The following is a 24,463-nucleotide window of genomic DNA, read 5'->3' as shown; positions in this document are numbered from 1 at the left end:
AAAATACGAGATTGTGAGTGCCCCTGCCGTGACCGTCGTCGAACACTCGGCCGCGCCCGCCGACCCGGACGCTCTACTCGCCGACCTCTTCCATTGCGATGCCATCCGTCACCTGACCCGCCTCGCGCTCGGGCTGTCCCAGGATTCGATGGATCTGCTGACCTCGGTCACCGATCGTCTGCGGGCCGCCGAGGGCGCCCTACGCGATCCGCTCACCAGCGACCTCGGCTTCGACTGAACGTCACTGTCGCCGCGCGGTGAGCACCGCCAGATCGGCGAGCCGATGCGCGCGGGCGATCTCCGCGGGGGTGAACGGTTCGTCGGGGCGTACGAAACCCCAGCGACGATCGTCACGGTCCAGTTCCAGCAGCGTGCCCTCGCCCGGTTCGCTCACCTGGGGCGTACCGGGCGCGAGGTAGCGCGCGCCCAGCAGTTCGGCGACGGCCAAGGGTAATTCGTCCGGATCGCCGACGATGCGTGCGGCGATGGCCAGCGCCTTGGTCTGACCATCGATCAGCGACAGCACGGTCGCGGGCCAGACTCGCACTCCGGACCCTCCCGCGTGTTCCGCGGCGGAGGTGATCGCGTGCGCGGTGACCTCGGCGGGCGCGGCGACGACGAGTTCGTCGAGGACGGCGTCCTCCAGCTGGTGCACGTGCACGGTGAGAATGTTGGCGTCGCGGTGGGCGAGATGTTTGGCCAGCGTCTCGAGCGCGCCGGGACGGTCGGCCAGGCGCACCCGGATCCGCCAGAGCGCGGGCGCGGAGTCGATTCGGTCACGGTGCCGTAGTTCCGGGCTGTGCAGCCAGCCGCCGAGCATGCGCATCGCCGACGGCTCCACCACCCAGATCACCAGGATCGTGGTGGTGACCGTGAGCAGGGCGACGGTCAGCAGGTACGGCGGGTGCACATGGACGACCAACGCGTGCAGCGCCAGCTCCACCGGGAACACCGCCGCGAGTTTGGCCAGCGTGAGCCTGGTCCGGCCGGGATGCGGCAGTCTGCCGCATACCTCGCAGGCCAGGACCGTGACACGGGGTCGCACTGCGAATCGCCACATGGGGTCAGCGTCTCCGGCCTTCGTGTCGATCTTGGACGAGGTGCGTAACAGAGACGTGAAAGCGCGCACCAAAGCCGTTGACCTGCACCGATTTCCGCAGTGATGTCGAGCACCCGCACTGTTCGGGTGTGACTGCCGGCACCATTTTCTCGATAGTCGAGGGGCAACATTTGTGATTCGGCTCACCAAAATCCATTGACAAACCCACATGAATGGGCATAAAACAACATAAGTAAAGATTCACCGAGACCGGAGGAACTCCATGTACGCCGAGGAACGGCAGCAGGCGATCGCGACCCTGATCGGGCATCGCGGGCGCGTCTCCGTCGCCGAACTCGCCGACCAGTACGGGGTCACCACCGAAACCGTGCGCCGCGATCTGGCGGTGCTCGACCGACTCGGGGTGATCCGGCGGGTGCACGGGGGCGCGGTCGGTTCCGGCGCGCTCACGACCTTCGAACCGGGCACCGCCGAGCGCGACAGCACGCGCGCCGCGGAGAAGGACCGGATCGCCGAACTCGCGCAGCGGTACCTGCCGCGAGCGGGCGGCAGCGTGCTGTTCGACGCGGGCACGACGACCGTGCGGGTGGCCGCGGCCATGCCGGCCGACCTCGACCTGGTCACCGTCACCAACTCGCTGCCGGTCGCCGCGCGCCTCACCGGCTTCACGGGTGTGCGGTTGCACCTGCTCGGTGGGCGGGTTCGCGGCGTCACCCAGGCCGCCGTCGGCGCCGAGACCTTGCGACTGCTCGGCGAACTGCGGGTCGATGTCGCGTTTCTGGGCACCAACGCGCTGACCGTGCGACACGGGCTGTCCACCCCCGATCCGGAGGAAGCCGCCGTGAAACGCGCGATGATCGCCGCCGCCGACCGGGTCGTCGTGGTCGCCGACGCGAGCAAGATCGGACGCGAGGACTTCGTGCGCTTCGGCCGTGCCGCCGAGGTCGACGTCCTGGTCACCGACACCGACATTCCGGCCACCGCACACGCGGAACTGGTCGCCGAAGGAATCGAGGTGGTGCTCGCATGATCGTCACGCTGACCGCGAACCCGAGTGTCGACCGCACGATCACCCTCACCGAGCCGTTGCGGCGCGGGCAGGTGCATCGCGCGGCGAGTGTCACGTCGCACCCCGGCGGCAAGGGAGTCAATGTCGCGCGGGTGGTGTCCGAGGGCGGGGCGGCGGTCACGGCGGTGCTGCCGGGGGCCGACGACGACCCCGTGGTGCACGGATTACGCACGGCGGGCATCGAATTCCGCGCGGTGCAGGTGACCGGTGGGCCGAGGGTGAATCTGACCATCGCCGAATCCGACGGCACCACGACCAAGATCAACGAGCCCGGCCGTCCCTTGACTGCGCGCGATCTGGCCGAGCTCACGGCGCTGCTCGTGGAGGTGGCCACGGGAGCCGAGTGGATCGTGCTGTCCGGATCACTACCGCCGGGCGTGCCCGTCGACTGGTACGCGCAGCTCGTCGCGACGTTGTCCACACCGTGCCTGTCGCCGAACAGAACGCGTGGCCCCCGCGTCGCCGTCGATACCTCCGATGCTCCGCTGCTCGCCCTGTTCGCCGAATCAGTCGGCGCCACACCGGATCTCATCAAACCCAACTCGGAAGAGCTGGCTCAGCTCACCGGTCTCGACGCCGTCGACCTCGAAAACCCCACGGCCGCGGCCGAAGCCGCCGTGAAACTGATCGACCGTGGCGTCGGCGCGGTGCTGGCAACCCTGGGCGCGGCGGGCGCCGTCCTGGTCACCGCCGAGGACGCGTGGTTCGCCGCCGCCCCGCCGATCGTCGCGCGCAGCACTGTCGGCGCGGGCGACTCGGCCCTGGCCGGCTACCTGCTCGCCGACCTCGCGGGCGAACCCCCCGCCGACCGCCTGCGCACCGCCGTCGCCTACGGCAGTGCCGCCACCGCGCTCCCCGGCACCGGACTACCCGGCCCCGCCGACATCGTCCTCGAAGCCGTCACCGCGCACCCACTCACCGCCGACCGACCATCGGCCCCGGCATGAGCGTCCCCATGATCGGCCCCCGGCGCCTTCGCCCATCGCCGAACTCGAACCGCTGCGACTTGCACGTTCGTCCGCCGCTGATCCGAGATCCGGCCGCAGACGGCGATCACCACCGCCACACATCCATCACCCAGCGCCACCCCACCGGCCGACGCCGATAACCGCGCCGATCGACACCGCTGGACCCGACAAGCTCCTGCTCCACCCCCACTCCGGAAAGACACGACGATGGCCGATTCGATCATCACCCCAGACCTGATCGCGCTCGACGCCGATCTCGGCGCCGACAAGGGCGCCGTGATCACCGCGCTCGCGGACAAGCTCGCCGCCACCGGCCGCGCGACCGACGTCTACGCGGTGGCCGAAGCCGCCCTGGCCAGAGAGTCGCAGTCGGCGACCGGGCTACCCGGCGGCATCGCGATCCCGCACTGCCGATCGGCCGCCGTCACCACCGCCTCGCTGGTTTTCGCCCGACTCGCACCCGCCGTCGATTTCGGCGCTCCCGACGGGCCCGCCGATCTGGTCTTCCTGATCGCCGCTCCGGAAGGTGCAGGGGCGGAGCACATGAAATTGTTGTCGTCGTTGGCTCGCGCGCTGGTCCGGCCTGCCTTCGTCGCCGACCTACGCGGCGCCGCGACATCGGCAGACGTGGTTGCCCTGGTCGACGGCGTCATCAATCCCCCACCGGCCGCGACCACACCTTCCCCCGGTGGCACAGCGGCGACGGGATCGGCTGGTGCGGCCGGGTCCGGTTCGCCCGCCGACGGCGGAACGGGGACCTCCTCCGCTGCGGGCGAGAGGGACGCGACTCCCGTCTCCGAGTCATCGGCCGCCGGAGTCGGCGCGGCGGCAGTCGGTACCGCCGCAGTGGGCGTGGCTGGTTCCGGCGCGACAACCGATGGCGCGACGACGGCCCCCACCGGACACCCGGGCGACAACCCAGCGTCAGCTGGAGGCGATGCACCGGCCGTCGGCACGGCGAAGCCCGGTGCGCCGAAGAAGATCGTCGCGGTCACCGCCTGCCCAACCGGTATCGCCCACACCTACATGGCCGCTGACGCCCTGGTCGCCGCGGGCGAACGCGCCGGCGTCGACGTGGCGGTGGAAACCCAGGGCTCGAGCGGGGGCGACACGCTCGACCCGGCCACGATCGCCGACGCCGACGCCGTCATCTTCGCCACCGATGTCGGGGTGAAGGACCGAAGCCGGTTCGCGGGCAAGCCGGTGGTCGAGTCCGGCGTCAAACGCGCCATCAACGAGCCCGACACGATGATCGCGGAGGCCGTCGCGGCGAGTACCACCGCGAGTGCCGCCACCGTCGGCGGTACCGCGCCCGCGCCCTCGCAGGCGGCGGCCAAGGGCATCGGCTGGGGCACCCGCCTGCGCCAGATCCTGCTCACCGGCGTCAGTTACATGATCCCGTTCGTCGCCGCGGGTGGTCTGCTGATCGCCCTGAGCTTCCTGCTCGGCGGCTACGAGATCTCCGACAGCGCGAAGACGATCGTGCTCGACAACTCGATCACCGACCTGCCCGACGGCGGTCTGGCCACCTATGTCGGCGCCGTGCTCTTCCAGATCGGCTCGCTCGCCTTCAGCTTCCTGGTCCCGGCGCTGGCCGGGTACATCGCCTTCGCGATCGCCGACCGTCCCGGCCTGGCGCCGGGTTTCACCGCGGGCGCGATCGCGGTCTTCGTCGGCGCGGGATTCCTCGGCGGCCTGGTCGGCGGTCTGGTGGCCGGATTCGCGGCGCTGTGGGTGAGCAAGCTGTCGGTGCCCACGTGGGCGCGCGGGCTCATGCCGGTGGTGGTCATCCCGCTGCTGGCGTCGGCGATCGTCGGCATCTTGATGTTCGTCCTGCTCGGCAAGCCCCTGGCCGCCGTGACCAACGGGCTCACCGACTGGCTCAACGGCCTGTCCGGTACCTCCGCCATCGCGCTCGGCGTCATCCTGGGCGTGATGATGTGCTTCGACCTGGGTGGTCCGGTCAACAAGGCCGCCTACTCGTTCGCCGCCGCCGGACTCTCGGTCACCGATACCGCGACCCTGCGGATCATGGCCGCGGTGATGGCCGCGGGCATGGTGCCGCCGCTGGCGATGGCCTTGTCGACCGTGTTGCGCCCGCGCCTCTACACCGAGGCCGAACGCGAGAACGGCAAGGCGGCCTGGCTGCTCGGCGCTTCGTTCATCTCCGAGGGCGCGATCCCGTTCGCCGCCGCCGACCCGCTGCGGGTGCTGCCGTCGATGATGGTCGGCGGCGCGGTGACCGGCGGACTGATCATGGCCACCGACGTCACCTCGAGCGCACCGCACGGCGGCATCTTCGTGTTCTTCGCGATCGGGCACCTCGGCTGGTTCCTGGTGTCGCTCGTCGCCGGCACGCTCGTCGCCGCGGCCTGCGTCACCCTCGCCAAGGAACTCACCGGTAAGCAGTCCGTCGCCCCTGTTCTCACCACCGCGTAATCCATTCGCACACAAGGAGATATCCCATGGCAAGCACCACCGTCACCGTCGGCTCCTCGGTCGGCCTGCACGCCCGCCCCGCGGCCCTCATCGCCGAAGCGGTCGGCGCGGCAGGCGTTCCCGTCACCATCGCGGTCACGGGCGGCGACCCGGTAGACGCGGGCTCCGCGCTGATGATCATGACCCTCGGCGCGGGCCAGGGCGCCGAGGTGGTGATCACCAGCGACGATCAGCCGACTCTGGACAAGATCGCCGAGCTCGTCGCCAGCGACCTCGACGCCTGAACCGACCCGGAGAAACGGAAAAGGCCCGGAACCAGTGGTTCCGGGCCTTTTCTTTGTAGCGGGGACAGGATTTGAACCTGCGACCTCTGGGTTATGAGCCCAGCGAGCTACCGAGCTGCTCCACCCCGCGTCGGTGTGAACACAACATTACACACAGGTTCACGCAGGCGCCAAATCGCGAGGTCAACACGGGTTTTATCACCAAGAAGCCCAATCCTCGACGGGCAACACCGCATATCGAACCCCGCGACTGTGGCAGCCATCACACATTCCGGCAATCGCGCGGGGCGAGGCCGAGTTTCAGTGAGTGGCGTCACTATCACCTCGTGATCCCGAACACATAACGACCCAATAACAGACTGACCGGAATCTAGGTATTCCCACTGGTTATGCAGTGTAAACATCGAAAAGACGACTATTCCATTCATAGAATCCTCCCGTTATCAAGATGTGATCGGCGTCGATTCTTTGGTTAGCGTCTCCCCCATGACTGAGACCCGGAAATTCAGCACCCGCGCCCTTGGCGTCGCCGCCATCGCCGGCGCCCTTGTTGCCGTTCCGTTCGGCCTCGCCACCGGCACCGCCTCCGCCGCCGCCTACAACTGGGACGGCGTCGCCCAGTGCGAGAGCGGTGGCAACTGGGGCATCAACACCGGCAACGGTTACTACGGCGGCCTGCAGTTCTCGCAGAGCACCTGGGCGGCCAACGGCGGCCAGGGTTCGGCGCACAACGCCAGCAAGGAAGAGCAGATCCGCGTCGCGGAGAACGTGCTCGCCAGCCAGGGCGTCGGCGCCTGGCCGCACTGCGGCCAGTTCCTCCAGTCGGGCGCATCCGAGCCCGAGGTGGTCGAGGAGCCCGCCGTCGAACTGCCGGTCGAACTGCCCGCCGAGGCCAAGACCGACGTCCAGGCTGCCGTCGACCAGGCCAAGGCCACGGGCAAGGCGCTGGCCGACCAGTACGGTGTCGCGGGTCAGTACCAGGCCCTGCTCGACGCCAACGCTCCGCTGATCGCCTCGATCGGCGGCTGATCCACCGTTCCCCCTGCACAAGAAAGGCCCCGTCGACCAGACGGGGCCTTTCTTGCTGCTACGCGGCGGCCGGCTACCGGCCGCCTGCGTCCTGATACGCCTTCACCGCGGCGTCCAGCTCTTCCAGCGCCTTACCGAAATCGGTGAAGTTGCCCGTCCGCATCGCCGTGCGCACCGCCTCGATCTTGCGGCTCAGCTCGGCGGCCGCGGCCTCCTGCGTCGATCCAGCGGGCGGCGTAGTCCCCGGCTGCGGCGTGGTGCCGTTACCGGGCGGAGTGACGGTGCCCTGGTCGACCGGCGGGATCACCCCCGGTTTCGGCTTCACAGACGGATCGCCACCGAACGGCGTCGCCAGCGAACCCGCACCCGGCATCACCTGGTTCAGCGCCTCGGCCAGCGTCGGCGCGTAGCCCACCTTCACGCTGCCCGCCGCGTCGCGATAGCTCACCAGCACGCGAAGCAGCTGCGGGAAGGTCGACGAACCGGTGTTGCGCTCGTTGTAGAACGGCTCCACGTAGAGGATGCCGCCGTCGGCCACCGGCAGCGTGAGCAAGTTGCCGTAGCGGATCTTGTTCGAGTTCGACAGCAGGGTTTTCTCTCGGGAGACCGCGTCGGCGGTGGTCATCGAGTTCTGTGTCTGCTGCGGGCCCTGCGTCTGCGTTTCCACCGGCAGCTGCAACACGGTGAACTTGCCGTACCCGTCGGGGTCCGACCGCACCGAGATGTAGGCCGAGAGGAACTGCCGGTTGTAGCCGACCATCGCCGAGGTCAGGTTGAACACCGGCTTGTTGGTCTTCGGGTCACCCAGCAACACGTAATACGGGGGCTGGTTGAACGTGCCGCCCTCGATGGTCGGATCACTGGGCACCGACCAGAACGCGTTGTTGGTGAAGAACTCACGCGGGTTGTCCACGTGGTACTTCGTGAGCATGTCGCGCTGGACCTTGAACAGGTCCTCCGGGTAGCGGAAGTGCGCGCGCAGCTCGGGCGAGATCTCGCTCTGCGGCTTCACCGCATCGGGGAACACGCCGCGCCAGGCCTTGAGCACCGGGTCGGTGGTGTCGGTCTCGTACAGGGTGACGGTGCCGTCGTACGCGTCGACGGTGGCCTTCACCGAGTTGCGGATGTAGCTGACCTCCTTGCGCGGGATGACCCGCCCGGTCTTCTTGTCGATGCTGTCCTCGACCGCGCCGTCGAGCGACGTCGGCTGGGCGTAGGGGTACTTGTCCAGCGTGGTGTAGGCGTCGACGATCCAGACCACACGCTCGCCGACGACCGCGGGGTAGGCGTTGCCGTCGGTGGTCAACCACGGCGCGACCTTCTGCACCCGGTCGCGCGGACCGCGGTTGAACAGGATCTTGGAGTCCTCGCTGATCGCCGACGAGAACAAGATGTTGCGCTCGGCGTACTTGGCCGCGAAGGCCAACCGGTTGAACCAGTTCCCGATCGGCACGCCACCGCTGCCGTCATAGGTGAACTGCGCCTGATCGGAGTCGTACTCCCGCGGCGCCTGGCCCTCCGCGGTGCCGACGATGGCGTAGTCGGGATCGGTCTGGGCGATCAGCTCGCCGTAGTAGATCCGCGGCTGCTCGACCTTGATCTGCTGGTCTTCGACCTTGGTGAACAGGTCGCTCACCATGAACAGCGGATAGCCCGAATCACTGCCGCCCGTGGCACTCTGGGCCTCGGACTGCGGCTTGTTGACCCGGTTGGCGGGCGCGGCGACGAAGCCGTTGCCGTGGGTGTAGACGGTGTGCTGGTTGATCCAGTCCTTCTGGTTGCCCGACAGCGCGGCCGGATGCAGCTCACGCGCGGCCACGATGTAGTCCTGGACGTCGCCGTTGAGGCTGTAGCGGTCGATGTCGAGCGACTCGGGGAAGCCGTAGAAGTTCTTGCGCTGCTGGAGCTGGGTGAAGGTCGGCGAGAGGATATTCGGGTCGAGCAGTCGGGCGTTGCCGATGGTGGCCGCGTCGGCAGGCACCTCGAGCGGGCTCTTCCTGCTCTCACCCTGGTAGTTCTGATACTCGACCTTGTCGTCGGTGATCCCGTACGCCTCGCGAGTCGCCTGGATATTGCGCTCGATATACGGACTTTCCTTCTCCGCGGCGTTGGGGCGCACCGAGAACTGCTCGACCACCATCGGCCACACCGCACCGACCAGAATCGACGACAGCACCAGCAGCGCGGCCGCCATCGCGGGAACCCGCAGATCGCGCAGCACGATCCCGGCGAAGAACGCCATCGCGCAGATCACCGCGATCGACAGCAGGATCAGCTTGGCGGGCAGCACCGCGTTGATATCGGTGAACGACGGACCGCCGAACGTCGGCTCCTTACGCGTACTCGACAACAGGTCGTACCGGTCGAACCAGTACGCCACCGCCTTGAGCAGCACGAAGATTCCCGCGATCACCGCGAGCTGCACGCGCGCGGCCCTGGTGAGAGTGCCTTCACGCCCGGCCAACCGCAGGCCGCCGAACACATAGTGGGTCACCAGGTTCGCGAAGAACGCGATCACCACGGCGACGAACAGCCAGTTCAGCACCATCCGGTAGAACGGCAGATCGAAGGTGTAGAAGCCGATGTCGAGATGGAACTGCGGGTCCTGCTGACCGAACTCGCCACCGTGCAGGAACAGCTGCACCGTCGCCCAGTTCGACTGCGCGACCAAACCCGACAGTACGCCGAGCAACACCGGGATACCGACGCCGAACAGCCGCAGCTTGCTCATCACGGTCGTGCGGTAGCGCGCGATCGGATCGTTGGGCCCGGCGACCGGCACGAAGACCGGACGTGACCGATAGGCCAGCAGCAGCGCCGCCCAGACCACCAGGCCGACGAGCAACGCGACGACCACGAACAGCATCAGCCGCGTGCGCAACACGCCGAGATACACACTGCGATAACCGACCTCACCGAACCACAACCAATTGGTATAGGCATCGGTGAAGCGGGGCCCGAGCAGCAGCAGCGCCGCGAGGACGACTGCTGTCACCAGCAGCACACGGCTGCGTCGGGACAACGAAGGTAAGCCGGTGGGGGGCCGCATGCCCACGGTGCCACTCTCCATGCTCCGGCGGTTCCACACCGTGATCGGCGCAGTCACCGCAGTCCGAATATTGCGGGTGATCCGTTGCCGGACCGTTGGCGCCCACTCTACGGAAATCGGACACCGTGCAAGCGTCTGGGCCGAAAATGATTGGATGTGCGGGTGACCGAAGACGAGCACGCCGAAGTTCTCCTCGCCCGCTGTGTGCGCGAGGTCGTCGAGTTCGCCGACGCCGAGGGCTGGGGAAACCCGCCGCAGATGTTCGCGTTGGTGCCGACCGCCGACCTGGCCGCGGCCGAACCGGACCTGCAAGACCAGCTCGACGACGGCAGCGAGCTGACCCCCGTGGCCCAGGAAGCCTTCCCCGACGACATCACCGGCGGGTCGATGGCGCTGGACGAGTTCTTGGCCACCACCACCTGGCCGCCCGCGGTCGAAGGCTGCGTGCTGGTGCAGGAGATCGTGGTGCTGCCGCCCGACGCCGAGAGCGATCTCGACGAAGCGCTGGTTCCGCTACTCGCCGATGACGAGGCCGCCGACGCGGCCGGGCGCGCCGCCGCGCACGCGCACCCGGGTCGGCGCGACGCCCGGCTCATCGCGGGTGTGTTGCGCCAGGGCGCCACCCTGTGCCTGCTGCAGATCCGGCCCGAGGACGACGACGGCTTCGGCGACCTCGACCTGCGCACCTACCCCAACCTGGCACCGGGCCTGGTCGAGGCCCTGCATCACACGCTGGAGTGACTACTTGCAGCCGATCGGCTCGCGACCCGCGTTGATCTCGGCCAGTCCGGCGATCGCGCTGTCGAGGGTGTCGACCTTCACCAAGCGCAGGCCCTCCGGAGCACGCTGACCGGCCTCGTTGCAGTTGTCTGCGGGGACCAGGAAGGTTTCCGCGCCTGCCTCGCGCGCCGCGATCATCTTGTACTGGATGCCACCGATCGGACCGACCTTGCCGTCCTGGTCGATGGTGCCGGTGCCCGCGACGAACTTGCCGCCGTTGAGTTCGCCCGGCGAGAGCTTGTCGATCAGCGAGAGGCTGAACATCAGGCCGGCCGACGGTCCGCCGATATCGGCGAGGTTGAACTCGACCTGCAACGGCGGACGTCCGCCTTCGCCCGGGGTGATGCCGAGGTAGCCCTTCGCCTCGTCGCCGGGACGAGCCGCCAGGGTGATCGGACTGGTCAGCTCGAGATCGCCGCGACGGTGGACGACGGTGATGGTGGCGCCGGGCGCCTTGGTGCCGACGATGTCGATCACGTCCTTGGGCGCGGTGATCGGGGCGCCGTCGATGCTGATCAGCTCGTCACCGACCTCGAGCACGCCGTTGGCCGGGCCTTGCTCGCCGAGTCCGCGGACCAGCACGACCGTCGGCATCTTCAGGTAGTGCAGCGCGGCGACCTCGGCATCGCTCTCGGAATCCTTGAAGTCCTGCTGGTTGGACTTGTCGACCTCCTCGCGTGACACGCCGGGCGGGTACACCTCGGCGCGCGGGACAAGGCCGTGCTCACCGCTGGCCCAGAACCCGAACGCCTCGAACAGGTTCAGCCCGTCGCGCACCGACACGGTCGTCATGTTCAGGTGCCCGCTCGTGGGATCCAGTGGCGCGCCGGTGACATCGACCACCTGCTTGCCCTCGACCTGGCCGAGGGTGTCGAAGGTGGGGCCGGGGCCCAGCGCGACGAACGGCACGGTGACCACGCTGCCTGCCACACCGAGCACGAGGACAGGGACGAGGGCGACGATCAGGGTGAGGATCCGACGATTCACTCGGACCACAGTAGTGATCAACGCCCGTGACCGACGGCAGTGGCACGCTTTACGGCGTGGGCGTCGCCGCGCGATTTCGCGATGCGCGAACACCGTGGGCCCGGGGGTCCCGCGTAACGTAAGAGGTATGAGCGATCTCCCCTTCGGCTTCTCGACCGGCGACGACGACGATTCCGGCAAGCGTCGCGACGAGGGCAACGGACCCGGCGGAAACGATCCGTTCGGGTTCGGAGCGGGCGGCGCCGGCGGTGCGGGCGGCTTCGATCCGTCGCAGCTGGGCCAGATGCTGAGCCAGCTCGGGCAGATGATCAGCGGCATGGGCCAGGGCATGGGTCCCGGCGGCGCGCAGTCCGGCCCGGTCAACTACGACGTCGCCAAGCGACTGGCCCGCCAGCAGCTCGGCTCCACCATCGCCCCGATCGCGTCGGGGACCACGACCGCGGTGACCGACGCGGCGCACCTGGCCGAACTGTGGCTCGACGGCGCCACGGTGCTGCCCGCGGGCGCCACCAAGACGGTCGCGTGGACCCCGAACGACTGGATCGAGGAGACGCTGCCCACCTGGAAGCGCCTGTGCGATCCGGTGGCCGAGCAGATCTCGGGCATGTGGACGGCGCAGTTGCCCGAGGAGGCCAAGCAGTTCGCCGGGCCGATGGTCGGCATGCTCGGCCAGATGGGCGGGCTGGCGTTCGGCTCCCAGCTCGGTCAGGCGCTCGGCCAGCTGGCCAAGGAGGTGCTGACCTCCACCGATATCGGTCTGCCGCTGGGCCCGGCCGGTACCGCCGCGCTACTGCCGACCGCGATCTCGGCGTTCAGCGAGGGGCTCGAGCAGCCCGAGAGCGAGATCATGGTCTTCCTGGCCGCCCGCGAGGCCGCCCACCAGCGGCTCTTCGCGCACGTGCCGTGGCTGCGCCAGCAGGTGCTCGGCGCCGTGGAGGACTACGCGCGCGGCATCAAGATGGACTTCTCCGCGATCGAGGAAGCCGCGCAGGGCATCGACCCGATGTCGCTGAGCGACCCCTCCAAGCTGGAGGAACTGCTCTCCCAGGGCACGTTCGAACCGCAGACCACGCCGGAGCAGAAGCAGGCGCTCGAGCGTCTGGAGACCCTGCTGGCGCTGATCGAGGGCTGGGTCGATGTCGTGGTCAGCGACGCGGTGGGTGAGCGTCTGCCGGGCGCGAACGCGCTGTCGGAGACACTGCGTCGCCGCCGGGCGACGGGCGGACCCGCCGAGCAGACATTCGCCACGCTCGTCGGCCTGGAGTTGCGGCCGCGCAAGGTGCGTGAAGCCTCGGCGCTGTGGCGGCGGCTCACCACCGACGCGGGGATGGAGCGGCGCGACAAGGTGTGGGAACACCCCGATCTGCTGCCCGATTCCACCGATCTCGACTCGCCCGCCGGGTTCATCGACTCCATCATCGGTGGCAGCACCGGCGCTTTCGACGACCCGCTGGCCCAGCTGGCCGCGACCGAGGCGCGGGAGCGCGACGCGGCCGGTCTCGGCAAAACCGAGGCCGAAGAGTCCGATTCCGACGAAACCCCGCGCGACGAGGGTGATTCCGACTCGGATTCCGGCAAGGCCTGATCCACCTCGCCGCCGAGGTCGGTGAGAAACTTCCGATCTCGGTGGCGCAACACGGTTCCGAGGCTAACGTTCGTCGCGAAACGCGGCGACGACCCGCGGTACAGCGGTTGTTCACACTTCGGAATCCGTCGGCCGACACGCCGAAAGCCTGTGGATAACTGCACTTTCGGCGCACCTCGCGCCGCTGTCGGATGCCGATACTTCTGACATGACGACCACTTCCCCACTGCGCGGGCCGATGCTCAACCCGCGAGTGACCACCCTGGTTCGCCCGTCCGGCACGGTCCAGCTCGGCTGGGACCCCGAACGCGCACTGCTGCTGGAAACCACCGATCACGACACGGGCACCGTGCTCGCCTTCCTCCGCCTGCTCGACGGCTTGCAATCGCGGCCCCAGATCATCTGGCGGGCAGGTGAATTCGGCATCAGCCCCGATCGCACCATGGGCATGCTCACCGCGATCGAGCGTGCGGGCCTGCTGCTCGAGCCCGAACCCGCGCTGGGCAAGATCCGCGGTATCACCGTGCACGGCCTCGGCCCGCTCTCGGATGCCGTAGCGATCGGATTGCGGCGCATGGGTTTTCGCCCCACCCGCTCGCGCGCGTACCGACCCGACAGTCCGCCCGGTACCGCCACGGGCGATCTGGTGGTACTCACCGACGCGTTGATGATCGACCCCGGACTGTCGGTGGATCTGGTGTTGCGACGGGTGCCGCACCTGCAGGTCCGAGTTCGCGACGGGGTCGGCGTGGTCGGCCCGCTCGTGCTGCCCGGCGAGACCAGCTGCCTGCGCTGTGCCGACCTGACCCGGGCCGGATTCGATCACGACTGGCCGCATCTGGCCGCCCAGCTACTGGGCCGCACCGGGCACGCATCCCCGGCGGGCATCGCGGCGACGACCGCGCTGGCGCTCGGCGAACTGGAGGCGATCGTCGCCTGTTCACCGCGGCGTCCACCGCGCACTCTCGACGCCACCGTGGAATTGAACCTCGACACCCACGAGATCCAGCGCCGGCCGTGGCTGCCGCATCAGGAATGCGGGTGCCGGAACATGACCTCCCGCGCGCCGGAAACCGCCCGGTGACGGGCGTCGCATCAGCCGGTGTGAGCATTCTTATGGCACACACCCCGCGAGTTCGGCCATGATGGGTACCGTGTCCGAGATCGTGCGCCGCAGTTCCAGCCGCAATGCCAAGTTGGCCAAGATTCCGCTCGGCATCGCCGGACGAGCCGCTGTCGGGTTCGGCAAGAAGCTCGTCGGTGGTGACAAGAAGCAGATCAACGCGAACCTGAACCAGAAAGCAGCCGAGCAGCTGTTCACCGTGCTCGGTGAGCTCAAGGGCGGCGCGATGAAGTTCGGGCAGGCGCTGAGCGTGATGGAGGCCGCGGTCCCGGAGGAGTTCGGCGAGCACTATCGCGAGGCGCTGACCAAGCTCCAGGCCGCCGCACCGCCGATGCCCGCCGAGACGGTGCACCGCGTGCTCGACCAGCAGCTGGGCACCAAGTGGCGGGAACGCTTCGCGTCCTTCGACGACACCCCGGCCGCCTCGGCCAGTATCGGCCAGGTACATCGCGCGGTCTGGTCCGACGGCCGCGCGGTGGCGGTGAAGGTGCAGTATCCGGGCGCCGACGACGCGCTGCGCGCCGACCTGAAGACGCTGTCGCGGATGACCGGACTGCTCTCGTCGGTGATCCCCGGCGCCGATGTGAAGCCGCTGCTCGCCGAGATCACCGAACGCACCGAGGAAGAACTCGACTACCGCATCGAGGCCGCCAACCAGCGCCGCTTCGCCGCCGCGTTCGATGGCCACCCCACCATCGCGATCCCGAAGGTGGTGGCGGGCGCCCCGAAGGTGATCGTCACCGAATGGCTCGACGGCACCCCGGTGTCGGCCCTGATCAAGGCAGGCGCGGAGGACCCCGAGGGCACCCGGGCGCAGCGCAACCGGATCGCCGAGCTGATGGGAACCTTCCACTTCAGCTCGCCCGAACTGGTCGGCCTGCTGCACGGCGACCCGCACCCCGGCAATTTCCTGGTGCGGGCCGACGGCACCTTGGCCGTGCTCGACTTCGGCGCGTGTGCGCCGATGCCGGACGGCTTCCCGGAGATCCTGGGCCGCATGCTGGCCCTCGCTGTCGCCGACGAGCACGCGGCCCTCACCGAGTTGCTCTACGAGCACGGCTGGGTCATTCCCGGCCGGGTGGTGACCCACGAGGAGATCGAGGCGTACCTGCGCCCGTTCAGCGACCCGATTCGCACCGACACGTTCCACTTCACCCGCTCGTGGATGCAGCGGGTGGCGGGCAAGGCCTCCGAGTTCTCCAGCCCGGAGATGAAAACCGCTCGCGCCCTGCAACTTCCGGCCGAGTACCTCACTGTCTTCCGGGTGCTCGGTGGCTCGGTCGGCATCCTGGCCCAGCTCGACGCGGAACTCGGCTTCATGAACCTGGTCCGCACCTGGGTGCCGGGCTTCCGCGCCGAACAGGCGTCGTAGGCGCACCCTCACCCGGGGCGTCTCAGTCGACGGAAGCCCTGGACGGGCGTCGGCCCACCGTGCACAGCACGTGCACCGCGATGCCGACCACGGCGGCCATGGTGACTCCGCTGCCGAGTAGCAGCTTCAGATCGGCGGGGAAGCCGCGATAGAGGGCGGGAACCAGAATCGGCAGCAGGCCCGCGGTGAGGGCCGCGGTGGTGGTGAGCAGGGCCGCGTCGTCGTTCAGGTCGACGTCGCGGAACAGGCCGATCGCGGAAGCGATGATCGTGGCGAACACGATGGCCGCCGTCGCGCCGACGACAGGCCCGGGTAGCGAATTCACGATCCGGCCGACCGGCGCGACGAACGCGGCCAGGATCAGCATCAGGCCGGTCAGCGCGGTGACGTAGCGACTGCGAACACCGGTGAGCCGGATCAGCCCGATGTTCTCACCGCTGGTCACCATGGTCGGTCCACCGAACAGCCCGGAGAACAGGGAGGTGACAGCGTCACCGCGGATCGTGCGCCCGACCGTCGGCGCGGTGTCGATCTGCTTGCCGACGACCTGCGCGTTGAGCACCGTTTGCCCGGTGGCCTCGGCCATCGAGCCGATGCTGAACACCAGCAGCGGCACGGCCGCCAGCAGGTCGAAATGCGGTGCACCGAACAGCAGCGGCTCCGGCAGTTGCACCAGCGCGTCACCCGGGGCGAGCGTGAATCGGCCGAGCGCGGCCGCCACCGCGGTCCCGACCCCCATCCCGATCAGCACCGACACGCGTCGCCAACCGGGAGGCAGGAAACGGTGTGCCAGCACTGTCGCCGCGATGGTCACCCCGGCGATGGTCACCGACCTGACCGGGGTGGGGTCGTCGGCGGAGGTGATCAGATTCGCGCCGACCTTCACCAGGTTCACCCCGATCACCAGGATCATGCTCGCGATCACGACCATCGGCAGGAACCGCACCAGCTTGCGCGCGATCGGCACCAGCGCGATGCCCGCGACCGCGGTGATCAGTACCGCGCCGGTGGCGGTGGCGGGGTCGTAGGTCTGCGCGGTCTGGATGAACAGCACCACCGCCGCGCCACCGGGCAGCATGACGAACGGCAGCCCGGCTCCGAGACCGTATCGGCCCCCGGACTGCAGGATGGTGCCGATACCGCTGAAAAGCAGTGCGCCACAGAGCAGGGCGCGGGCCGCCTCGTCGTCCAGGTGCAGGCTGCGGCTGATCAGCAGCACCGAGGTGAGCGGCATCGCGATCATCACCACCAGGTGCTGTAGCGCACCGGCGAAAGCCCTTCCCGCGGGCGGAATCTCGTCGACCGGCGCCACCATCGGTTCGGTCACCGTAGCCATGGGAGTTCCTCGGCGCGGTAACGGTAGGCACGGAAGATCGCGTTGGAGATACCCGGAAACACCTGGGCGGTATCGGGATCGGGGTATTCGGTGAACGAGGGCACCACGTACTCCCAGCAGATCTCCCGTTCCGGGGTCACCTCGAAGATCCGGCCGAACGCCGCCTCGGTGATCAGCGTGTTGCCGTTGGGCAGCCGCTGTGCGCCACCCATGAAGGGAGTGAAGAACGCCTCACGCGGGGAGTCCTGATAGGTCCACCCGACTTCGCCGGTAGCAGCGTCTATTTCGATGACGCGGCTGTAGGTGACCGATTCTCCGGTGCGGAAGGTGCCGTTGTCGAACACCAGGATCTGGCCGTCGCCGAGCGGGGTGGCGTGATGCTGTTGAGCGACGGTGTCGCGGTCGGCGAGCTCGGTGACCGCGCCGGTGCGCCGATCGATCAGGATCACCGCGGAGACACTGCGCAGACTGGCCACCACCGTGTGCTCGTCGAGCGGGTACACGCTGTTGATCAGCGGCCAGTGCTCACGCCAATAGTGCGGCTGCAGCGCGAATTGCGCGGGATCGAGATGCTCGACGGCACGCCACTCCCAGATCGGCGCGCCGTCGGGGCCGACCTCGCGGATCACATCGGACCAGACGATCCCGTCGGCTTCGGTGCCCGGCACACCGCCCTGGATCCGTGCCGCGTCGGCGCCGGTGAGCGGCTGCACTGCGGCGTAGAGTACGCGCCCGTCGTCGTAGTGGTGGGCGTCGTGGTGGGCCAGATCGTCGCGGATCTCGGACAGTTGGGCACCGGTGTGGTCGTAGCGGGCCATCGAACCGCCGGAGTACTTGCGCCACATGGCGAACAGGGGTGCACGGGCCAGGGTCGCGCCGTTGTAGGCGAGGGAGCCGTCGGCGAGGATGCGGGCGTGTCTGCCCGGACGGTAGGGCAGGTGCCACTGGTGGACGATCTCGCCGTCGAGGTCGACCAGGTCGACTCGGCCGTTGCCCGCCAGCGGCGCGTAGAGCGTGAAGCCGGGCGAGGCCAGCTCGGCATCGCTGCCGATCAGCCCGATGCCCCGGCGCTTGAGGGTGTTCTGTTCCATGCCGCCTCTTCCTGAATATTCGACCCCACTGAATATTCAGTAGAATCGCGTGCACGGGAACCGTTCCGATCATGGTGCGCGAAACCGGCTCACCCCCTGGTCGGATACCGAAACCGCGGACCAGCACCGGTTGCGGGCACTGAAGATTCACTACAGTCACAGGCACAGCCAGGACCGAGGACACGGAGGCGATCAGTGGCCAGTGAGCACATCCGGAATCGGCAACTCGGCACCGTGATCCGCGATCGGCGCCTCGCCGCCGAATACACCCTCGCCCGCCTTGCCACCGAAACCGGTCTGTCCCAGTCATTTCTGAGCCAACTCGAGAACGGCCGGACCAACACCAGCCTGCGCTCGCTCCAGCTGATCGCCGACGCCCTCTCGACCACCGCGACTGCCCTGCTGGCCGCGGCCGACGACACCGCGCCCGCGGCCGTGGTCCGCGCCGCCGACGACACCGCCCTGCCCCAAACCGAGCCCGGTGCGGGCACCGTCCGGTCCCTCGTCCACGGTGACCGCGACCTGCGCGCCCTGGAATTCACCGGCGGCACCGATCGCGGTGACCGCGATTTCGTCCACCGATCCGACGAGATCATCCACGTGATCCGCGGCCGGATCTCCCTGATCGCCGACGGCACCGAACACGACCTCGGCGCCGGTGACACCTATTACTGCCGCGCGGGTGAGAAGCACAGGTGGTGGGCGCACTCCCCGGACACCACCACATTGGTCCTCGCCGTCGCCGACGGTCGCACCGTCAAACGCGCATCCCGCATATAGCAAAACGAACCGCTCACCATGACGAGGTGAGCGGTTCGCTTGCGGTACAACCCTTTTCCCGGGTTCATGCCACGATCGCGACCTTGCGCGGGCGACCGCGGGGGCGCTTGCGGGCGATCACGACACCCTGGTCGAAGATCTCACCGCCCCACACGCCCCACGGCTCGGCACGATCGATGGCCGCGGTCAGGCAGCCCTTGCGGATCGGGCAGGCCGCGCACAGTTCCTTGGCCTGCTCGAGATCGGTGGGGCTCTCGGCGAACCACAGATCGGGGTTTCCGCCCCTACAGGGCAGAGTCTTGGTGACCTCACGGACGCGAGGGGTCTGCGCCACGGTTCGGCATGTCACGTCAGTAGTGGCCGTCGGCCAGTCCTGGGCGGTGAACACGTCGTTCTCCTTCAGCTCGTTTGCAGCGGTGGAATGTTCGGTGTGCGAACCCGGTGCCAACGGCTGAGGAGCCGAAATAAAGATGGCCACGGTTTTCGCTTCTCGCGATCCGTGGCCAGGAGGTCTGGGAGGTGTTCCCTACCTAGTTCGACATCTCTGTCGAGACCTGATCACGGTCGCTGGGTGGACGCGGAGGCGGATTGCGCCGGTGAACTCCGGTGCGTAACCGGCTTCCTCGGCGATTGCTGCCGGTGCCGCGACGGCGGTCGGCTGCCAACCCACGTTGGGCTTGTCCTGGAGACGAATCGGAGTGTGCTGATGAACGACAGTCATCGGCACAGCTTTGACATCGACGCCGGACAGGCCGGTCCCCTGCAGAGCGAGGACCCCCCGGGAGGCGGACATGACAAATCCGTTCACCAGGACGCGATTGCTCATCGCATCGAACGTGGTGTTCGTGTTCGTGTTCATGTGTCTGCCTCCCTCCTGAACTCGTGTGTGAACAATTACCGCGCACCGGGATCACTCTCGGTGCGTGTTCTCCACCATAGGCAATGATCGAGAACCGAACAACTTATTTTCTACCTGGGGTTTTGTGCTGTCGCCCGCAAACGTGACGCAACGATGGCGAGGACATCGGCACCGTACTGTTCGATCTTCTTCGCGCCGATGCCGGCGATGGCCGCCAGCGCGGCGTCGTCGGCGGGCAGCTGTTCGGCGATGGCGGTGAGGGTGGTGTCGGTGAACACCACGAAGTCGCGCCGCTGCAACGCTTCGGCCTTCTCGGCTCGCCATTCCTTCAGTGCCTCGAGCAGCTGCGGGTCGACCTCGCCCGGGCAGCGCCTGCACCGGCCGAGCATGGTGGCATAGGTGCCGATCAGCGGCTTGAGGCACACCCGGCACAGTGGACGCGGGGTGTCGGCCTTGACCGGGACTTCCACGGCGATCCGCGAGGCCGCCGAACTGTCCGGAATCAACCCGTTGAGGAACCGCGACCGGGTCACCGGCCGATAGTCACCGCTCGCTTGCAGCCGCCTTTGGGTCCACGACAGGCTCAGATGTTCGCGTGCCCGCGTGACGCCGACGTAGAGCAGCCGGCGCTCCTCCTCCAGCCCCGCTTCGTCGACGGGCGCGTTCTTCCGGCCGAGCACATGGAAGATCGGCAGCGTGCCGTCGGTGAGCCCGGCCAGGAACACCGCGTCCCATTCCAGGCCCTTCGCCGCGTGCAGCGAAGCCAGAGTGACACCGTCGACGATCGGCGGATGCTTGGCCTCCGCGCGGGTCGCGAGCTCGCGCAGCAGCGCGGTGAGATCCATGTCGTCGTCGTGGCTGACCAGTTCCTCGGTGAGCTGCACCAGCGCCAGCAGCGCCGACCAGCGTTCCTTCGCCTGCGCACCGGCCGGTTCCTCCGCGGTCAGCCCGACCGGCGCCAGCGCGGCCCGCACCAGCGTGATCAGCGACGACCCACTGCGCGCCGCGTCGGGCAGATCGTCGCGGGCGTCGACCTGGCGCAGCGCCGACACCGCCTGCCGCACTTCCTGACGCTGGAAGAACCCCTCGCCGCCGCGCACCTGGAACGGGATCTCCCGCGCCCCGAGCACCTGTTCGAACGGTTCCGACAGCGCGTTGGTCCGGTACAGCACCGCGATCTCGGACGCCGGTGTTCCGGCGGCGATCAGCTTCTCGATCCGTCCGGCGACCGCGACGGCCTCGGCCTGCGCGTCGGCGTACTCGGCGAATTCCGGCTCGGGCCCGTCGGATCGCTGACCGATCAGGGCAAGGCGGGTGCCCGCGATGCGTCCGCGCGCCGCACCGATGACCTGGTTGGCCAGCGACACCACCTGGGGTGTCGACCGATAGTCGCGTTCGAGCCGCACCACGGTGGCGTCGGGGAAGCGCCGGGAGAAATCGAGCAGGTAGGACGGGGTGGCCCCGGTGAACGAGTAGATGGTCTGGTTCGCGTCGCCGACCACGGTCAGGTCGTCGCGCTCGCCCAGCCACGCGTCGAGCACTCGCTGCTGTAGCGGCGTCACGTCCTGGTATTCGTCGACGACGAAACTGCGATAGCGACCGCGGAATTCGTCGGCGACGGCCGGATAGTCCTCGAGTGCGGCCGCGGTGTGCAGGAGCAGGTCGTCGAAGTCGAGCAGCAGGCCGTCGGCGGAGGCTTTCGCGGATTCGTAGCCCTGGTACACCTCGGCGACCTTGGCGACGTCGACCGGCGCGTCACGATGATGTCTGGCGGCAGCGGCCGGATAGTCCTCCGGGGCGATCAGCGACGCCTTGGCCCATTCGATCTCGCTGAGCAGGTCGCGCACCATTTCGGTGGAGGCACGCAGCCCCGCCCGCTGCGCGGCCTGCGAGACGATGGGGAACTTGCTGTCGATCAACCGCCACGGCACATCCCCCACCACCTGCGGCCAGAAATACCGCAACTGCCGCAGCGCCGCGGCGTGGAAGGTGCGCGCCTGCACCTGCCCGGCATCGCCCCCGAGTCCCATCGTGCGCAGCCGATTGCGCATCTCCCCCGCCGCGCGTGCGGTGAACGTCACCGCCAGCACCTGGTCGGCCTTCACATGCCCGCCCGCGATCAGGTGCGCGATCCGATGCGTGATCGTCCTGGTCTTACCGGTCCCCGCACCCGCGAGAACACAGACCGGCCCCCTCGGTGCCCGCACCGCGGCGGCCTGTTCCGGGTCGAGGGCGGTGAGATCGAGTGCTGGCACGCGCACCATCATGACAGCGCCCACCGACAACGTGCCGCGACGCCCGCGGATGCAGGAGCAAGGAACACAGCGCCACCTCGCGACGTTGCACATCCCGTGACTGAAGCAACCCCAGATCTGACGATGTACTCGACCACCTGGTGCGGCTATTGCCGGCGCCTGCGGACCCAGCTCGACGAGGCGGGCATCACCTACTCGGTGATCGATATCGAGGACGATCCCGCTTCGGCCGAGTTCGTCGGCAGCGTTAACAACGGCAACCACGTCGTGCCGACGATCAAGTACCGCGACGGCTCCACCGCGACCAACCCGTCGCTGGCCGCGGTCAAGCAGGCATTGGCCGCCCAGCAGGCCTGATTCGCCGCGTCAGTCCGCCCAGGACTCGATGATCGAGCGCGCGATCGAGATGGACCCGGGGACGAGCAGCCGGGCGCCGGGTTCGCGCGCCGACCAGTCGCCGAGCCGCAGTGCCGCGCGGACCTCCTCGCGGGTGAACCAGTGCGCCTCGGCGATCTCGCCATCGGAGAACACGAGTTCCTGGGCGGGGTCGCCGACCGCGGCGAAGCCGACCATCAGCGAGCGCGGGAACGGCCACGGCTGGCTGCCGAGATACTCGATCTCGCGCAGGTCGACACCGACCTCCTCGCGGATCTCGCGTTCCACGCAGTGCTCCAGCGATTCACCGGCTTCGACGAAGCCTGCCAGCAGTGAGAACATCGTCTCCGGCCAGCTCTGCTGACGGGCCAGCAGCACCCGATCGGCGCCGTCGTGGACCAGGCAGATCACGGCGGGGTCGATCCGTGGGAACTCCTCCTCGCCTGCCGCGGTCAGCCGCGACCAACCGCCACGCGCTGTCGTGGTCACCGTGCCGTCGCCGCCGTGATACCCGGCCCGATCGTGCCAGTTGAGCAGCGCGTACGCGGTGGACAGCAGTTCCGCGGTGAAATCGTCGACAGCGCCGAGGGTTCGCAGATCCTTCAGGGTGCCGTCCAGATCGTTCGCTCGCACCGCCCACAGGTGGCTGCCATCGGCGGCACCGAGGAACACCGCGCCCTCACCGGGCTCCTGCGCCACCGAGACGGCAGCGTCGAGGACGATCTTGCCGTCCTCGACCCGCACTTTCCCCCGCGCGTCGATACGCAGAATCTTCGCTTTTCCCCACCCTTCGCGCAGGGCGCCGGGATCGAGCCGGGCGTGCTCGGCCCGGTCGATGGTGGAACGTGACAGCAGCGGAACGTTTTTCAGCCGGAACGACACGATCCGAGCATAGAGCGAAGGCGCGGGTGCGGGTGCGCCCGGGCGGCCGACTACTTTCCGGCGCGACGGATGTAGAGCAGTTTGTCGCCGGTGTCGAGGGCATCGACCTCGGGTTCGCCGACCCTGATCAGCGCGCCGTTGCGCACCACACCGAGCACGATATCGCTGAGATGGCGCGGCGATCCGCCCACTTCGCTCGTCTCCACCTCGCGTTCGGCGACGGCGAAGCCCTGCTCGGGTGTGAGCAGGTCCTCCATCATCTCCACGACCGTCGGCGTGGTGGTGGCGATACCGAGCAGCCTGCCCGCGGTCTCCGAGGACACCACCACCGAGTCGGCGCCGGACTGGCGGACCAGGTGGGTGTTCTCCGCTTCGCGGATGGCCACCGAGATCTTGGCCGTCTTGTTCAGTTCGCGCGCGGTGAGCGTCACCAGCACGGCGGTGTCGTCGCGATTGGTGGCGACGACGACCGCGGCGGCACGCTGCACACCGGTCAGTCGCAGCACATCGGACTTGGTCGCCGAACCGTGCACGGTCACCAGGCCCGCGGCGGCAGCGGCCTCGAGCGCGATGGGGTCGGTGTCGACCACCACGATGTCGGACACCTGGATCCCGTCACCGACCATCGCATCGATCGCGGTCCGGCCCTTGGTGCCGTAGCCGACGACGACGGTGTGATTACGCACGGTGTGCCTCCATCGCTGAATCTTGAATGCCTGCCGCGACCGTTCGGTCAGCACGCCGAGAGTGGTACCGACCAACACGATGAGGAACAGGACGCGCAGGGGGGTGATGACGATGATGTTCACCAACCGCGCCGACGGGGTCACCGGGGCGATATCGCCGTAGCCGGTGGTCGACAGCGACACCGTGGCGTAGTACATCGCGTCCAGGAACGACAGCTCGTCGCCGGTGTTGTCGCTGTAGCCGTGGCGGCCGACGTAGACCACTGTCGCGGCGGTGAACAGCAGTGCGATCGCGAACAACACGCGACGGGTGAGCGAAACCCACGGACTGGACTGCGCCGCCGGGATCCGCAACAGACCGACCAGGGCGTAGTCGGGACTGCTGCTCAACCCGACCGGGTTGCGCGTGTCACCGAACATGCCTGCTCCTGTATTTCTGGCGGCTGGCGCCGCG

The 24,463-nt window shown here is 68.4% G+C and carries 22 protein-coding genes and 1 tRNA gene; 12 read left to right on the top strand and 11 right to left on the bottom strand.

The genetic code is table 11. The features are described 5' to 3' along the window. The first annotated feature begins 13 nt into the window (after positions 1-13). Positions 14-238, top strand: coding sequence for a hypothetical protein (locus ACWFRF_RS16420; RefSeq protein WP_378632882.1), 225 nt, complete (start codon positions 14-16; stop codon positions 236-238). Positions 239-241: 3 nt separating this feature from the next. Here ACWFRF_RS16420 and ACWFRF_RS16415 read toward each other — a convergent pair whose 3' ends face one another. After that, positions 242-1,060 carry an amino acid-binding protein gene (locus ACWFRF_RS16415; protein WP_452450702.1) on the bottom strand — a complete coding sequence of 273 codons (819 nt, stop codon included), beginning with the start codon at positions 1,058-1,060 and terminating at the stop codon, positions 242-244. A 262-nt stretch (positions 1,061-1,322) separates the two neighbouring features. Here ACWFRF_RS16415 and ACWFRF_RS16410 point away from each other — a divergent pair, with 262 nt between their 5' ends. The 4 genes from ACWFRF_RS16410 to ACWFRF_RS16395 all read left to right on the top strand — a co-directional run bounded on the left by ACWFRF_RS16410 (position 1,323) and on the right by ACWFRF_RS16395 (position 5,820). Further along, positions 1,323-2,090: a DeoR/GlpR family DNA-binding transcription regulator gene (locus ACWFRF_RS16410; protein WP_379312860.1), complete on the top strand. Its 768-nt coding sequence runs from the start codon at positions 1,323-1,325 to the stop codon at positions 2,088-2,090. Then, a complete protein-coding gene (locus tag ACWFRF_RS16405; protein ID WP_452450700.1) occupies positions 2,087-3,076 on the top strand; it encodes a 1-phosphofructokinase family hexose kinase in 990 nt (329 codons plus the stop codon). Before ACWFRF_RS16410 ends, ACWFRF_RS16405 begins: the two co-directional genes overlap by 4 nt. Before the next feature lie 228 nt (positions 3,077-3,304). After that, on the top strand, positions 3,305-5,536 hold the full coding sequence (locus ACWFRF_RS16400; RefSeq protein ID WP_452450698.1) for a PTS fructose transporter subunit IIABC: 2,232 nt from the start codon (positions 3,305-3,307) through the stop codon (positions 5,534-5,536). 26 nt (positions 5,537-5,562) lie between these two features. Further along, positions 5,563-5,820: an HPr family phosphocarrier protein gene (locus tag ACWFRF_RS16395; protein ID WP_101466146.1), complete on the top strand. Its 258-nt coding sequence runs from the start codon at positions 5,563-5,565 to the stop codon at positions 5,818-5,820. Positions 5,821-5,876: 56 nt separating this feature from the next. On the opposite strand, the gene ACWFRF_RS16390 is transcribed toward ACWFRF_RS16395, so the two are convergent. Further along, positions 5,877-5,950, bottom strand: a tRNA-Met gene (locus tag ACWFRF_RS16390). 356 nt (positions 5,951-6,306) lie between these two features. Here ACWFRF_RS16390 and ACWFRF_RS16385 point away from each other — a divergent pair. Further along, entirely contained in the window at positions 6,307-6,849 is a 543-nt protein-coding gene (locus tag ACWFRF_RS16385) for a transglycosylase family protein (protein ID WP_387447089.1), read from the top strand. Between the two features lie 73 nt (positions 6,850-6,922). Here ACWFRF_RS16385 and ACWFRF_RS16380 read toward each other — a convergent pair whose 3' ends face one another. Further along, positions 6,923-9,904 carry a UPF0182 family protein gene (locus ACWFRF_RS16380; protein WP_452450984.1) on the bottom strand — a complete coding sequence of 994 codons (2,982 nt, stop codon included), beginning with the start codon at positions 9,902-9,904 and terminating at the stop codon, positions 6,923-6,925. Positions 9,905-10,060: 156 nt separating this feature from the next. On the opposite strand from ACWFRF_RS16380, the gene ACWFRF_RS16375 reads away from it, so the two are divergent. Continuing rightward, positions 10,061-10,639, top strand: coding sequence for a PPA1309 family protein (locus ACWFRF_RS16375; protein WP_266292347.1), 579 nt, complete (start codon positions 10,061-10,063; stop codon positions 10,637-10,639). Here the strand turns inward: ACWFRF_RS16375 and ACWFRF_RS16370 are convergent, their stop codons facing one another. Then, entirely contained in the window at positions 10,640-11,665 is a 1,026-nt protein-coding gene (locus ACWFRF_RS16370; RefSeq protein WP_379315126.1) for a YlbL family protein, read from the bottom strand. A gap of 127 nt (positions 11,666-11,792) precedes the next feature. On the opposite strand from ACWFRF_RS16370, the gene ACWFRF_RS16365 reads away from it, so the two are divergent. From ACWFRF_RS16365 to ACWFRF_RS16355, 3 genes are all read left to right on the top strand, one after another. Continuing rightward, a complete protein-coding gene (locus tag ACWFRF_RS16365) occupies positions 11,793-13,250 on the top strand; it encodes a zinc-dependent metalloprotease (RefSeq protein ID WP_452450695.1) in 1,458 nt (485 codons plus the stop codon). 208 nt (positions 13,251-13,458) lie between these two features. Further along, positions 13,459-14,334, top strand: coding sequence for a TOMM precursor leader peptide-binding protein (locus ACWFRF_RS16360; RefSeq protein ID WP_378991339.1), 876 nt, complete (start codon positions 13,459-13,461; stop codon positions 14,332-14,334). Between the two features lie 61 nt (positions 14,335-14,395). Beyond that, a complete protein-coding gene (locus tag ACWFRF_RS16355; RefSeq protein WP_378991626.1) occupies positions 14,396-15,745 on the top strand; it encodes an ABC1 kinase family protein in 1,350 nt (449 codons plus the stop codon). 22 nt (positions 15,746-15,767) lie between these two features. Here the strand turns inward: ACWFRF_RS16355 and ACWFRF_RS16350 are convergent, their stop codons facing one another. Together ACWFRF_RS16350 and ACWFRF_RS16345 are read right to left on the bottom strand one after the other, a co-directional pair. Continuing rightward, positions 15,768-17,081, bottom strand: coding sequence for a uracil-xanthine permease family protein (locus ACWFRF_RS16350; protein WP_452450694.1), 1,314 nt, complete (start codon positions 17,079-17,081; stop codon positions 15,768-15,770). Then, positions 17,069-18,172, bottom strand: a complete 1,104-nt coding sequence (locus tag ACWFRF_RS16345; RefSeq protein ID WP_452450692.1) for an aryl-sulfate sulfotransferase — start codon at positions 18,170-18,172, stop codon at positions 17,069-17,071. The genes ACWFRF_RS16350 and ACWFRF_RS16345 overlap by 13 nt, the downstream gene beginning before the upstream one ends. 195 nt (positions 18,173-18,367) lie before the next feature. Between ACWFRF_RS16345 and ACWFRF_RS16340 the strand changes: the two genes are divergently transcribed. Further along, positions 18,368-18,952, top strand: a complete 585-nt coding sequence (locus ACWFRF_RS16340; protein ID WP_379314618.1) for a helix-turn-helix domain-containing protein — start codon at positions 18,368-18,370, stop codon at positions 18,950-18,952. A gap of 64 nt (positions 18,953-19,016) precedes the next feature. Here the strand turns inward: ACWFRF_RS16340 and ACWFRF_RS16335 are convergent, their stop codons facing one another. The 3 genes from ACWFRF_RS16335 to ACWFRF_RS16325 form a co-directional block, all read right to left on the bottom strand. Beyond that, on the bottom strand, positions 19,017-19,340 hold the full coding sequence (locus tag ACWFRF_RS16335; RefSeq protein ID WP_378632852.1) for a WhiB family transcriptional regulator: 324 nt from the start codon (positions 19,338-19,340) through the stop codon (positions 19,017-19,019). 138 nt (positions 19,341-19,478) lie between these two features. Beyond that, entirely contained in the window at positions 19,479-19,811 is a 333-nt protein-coding gene (locus ACWFRF_RS16330) for a hypothetical protein (protein ID WP_452450689.1), read from the bottom strand. A 110-nt stretch (positions 19,812-19,921) separates the two neighbouring features. After that, entirely contained in the window at positions 19,922-22,078 is a 2,157-nt protein-coding gene (locus tag ACWFRF_RS16325; protein ID WP_378991332.1) for an ATP-dependent DNA helicase UvrD2, read from the bottom strand. 111 nt (positions 22,079-22,189) lie between these two features. Between ACWFRF_RS16325 and ACWFRF_RS16320 the strand changes: the two genes are divergently transcribed. Next, positions 22,190-22,423 carry a mycoredoxin gene (locus ACWFRF_RS16320; RefSeq protein WP_143876199.1) on the top strand — a complete coding sequence of 78 codons (234 nt, stop codon included), beginning with the start codon at positions 22,190-22,192 and terminating at the stop codon, positions 22,421-22,423. 9 nt (positions 22,424-22,432) lie between these two features. Here the strand turns inward: ACWFRF_RS16320 and nudC are convergent, their stop codons facing one another. Further along, a complete protein-coding gene (nudC, locus tag ACWFRF_RS16315; RefSeq protein ID WP_452450981.1) occupies positions 22,433-23,326 on the bottom strand; it encodes an NAD(+) diphosphatase in 894 nt (297 codons plus the stop codon). Positions 23,327-23,373: 47 nt separating this feature from the next. After that, positions 23,374-24,429 carry a potassium channel family protein gene (locus ACWFRF_RS16310; protein ID WP_379313152.1) on the bottom strand — a complete coding sequence of 352 codons (1,056 nt, stop codon included), beginning with the start codon at positions 24,427-24,429 and terminating at the stop codon, positions 23,374-23,376. Between the last annotated feature and the right edge of the window lie 34 nt (positions 24,430-24,463).

This window comes from Nocardia sp. NPDC055165, from assembly GCF_053606985.1.
Note: the sequence above shows the minus strand (reverse complement) of the source record. Positions and strands in the feature narration are given on the sequence as shown.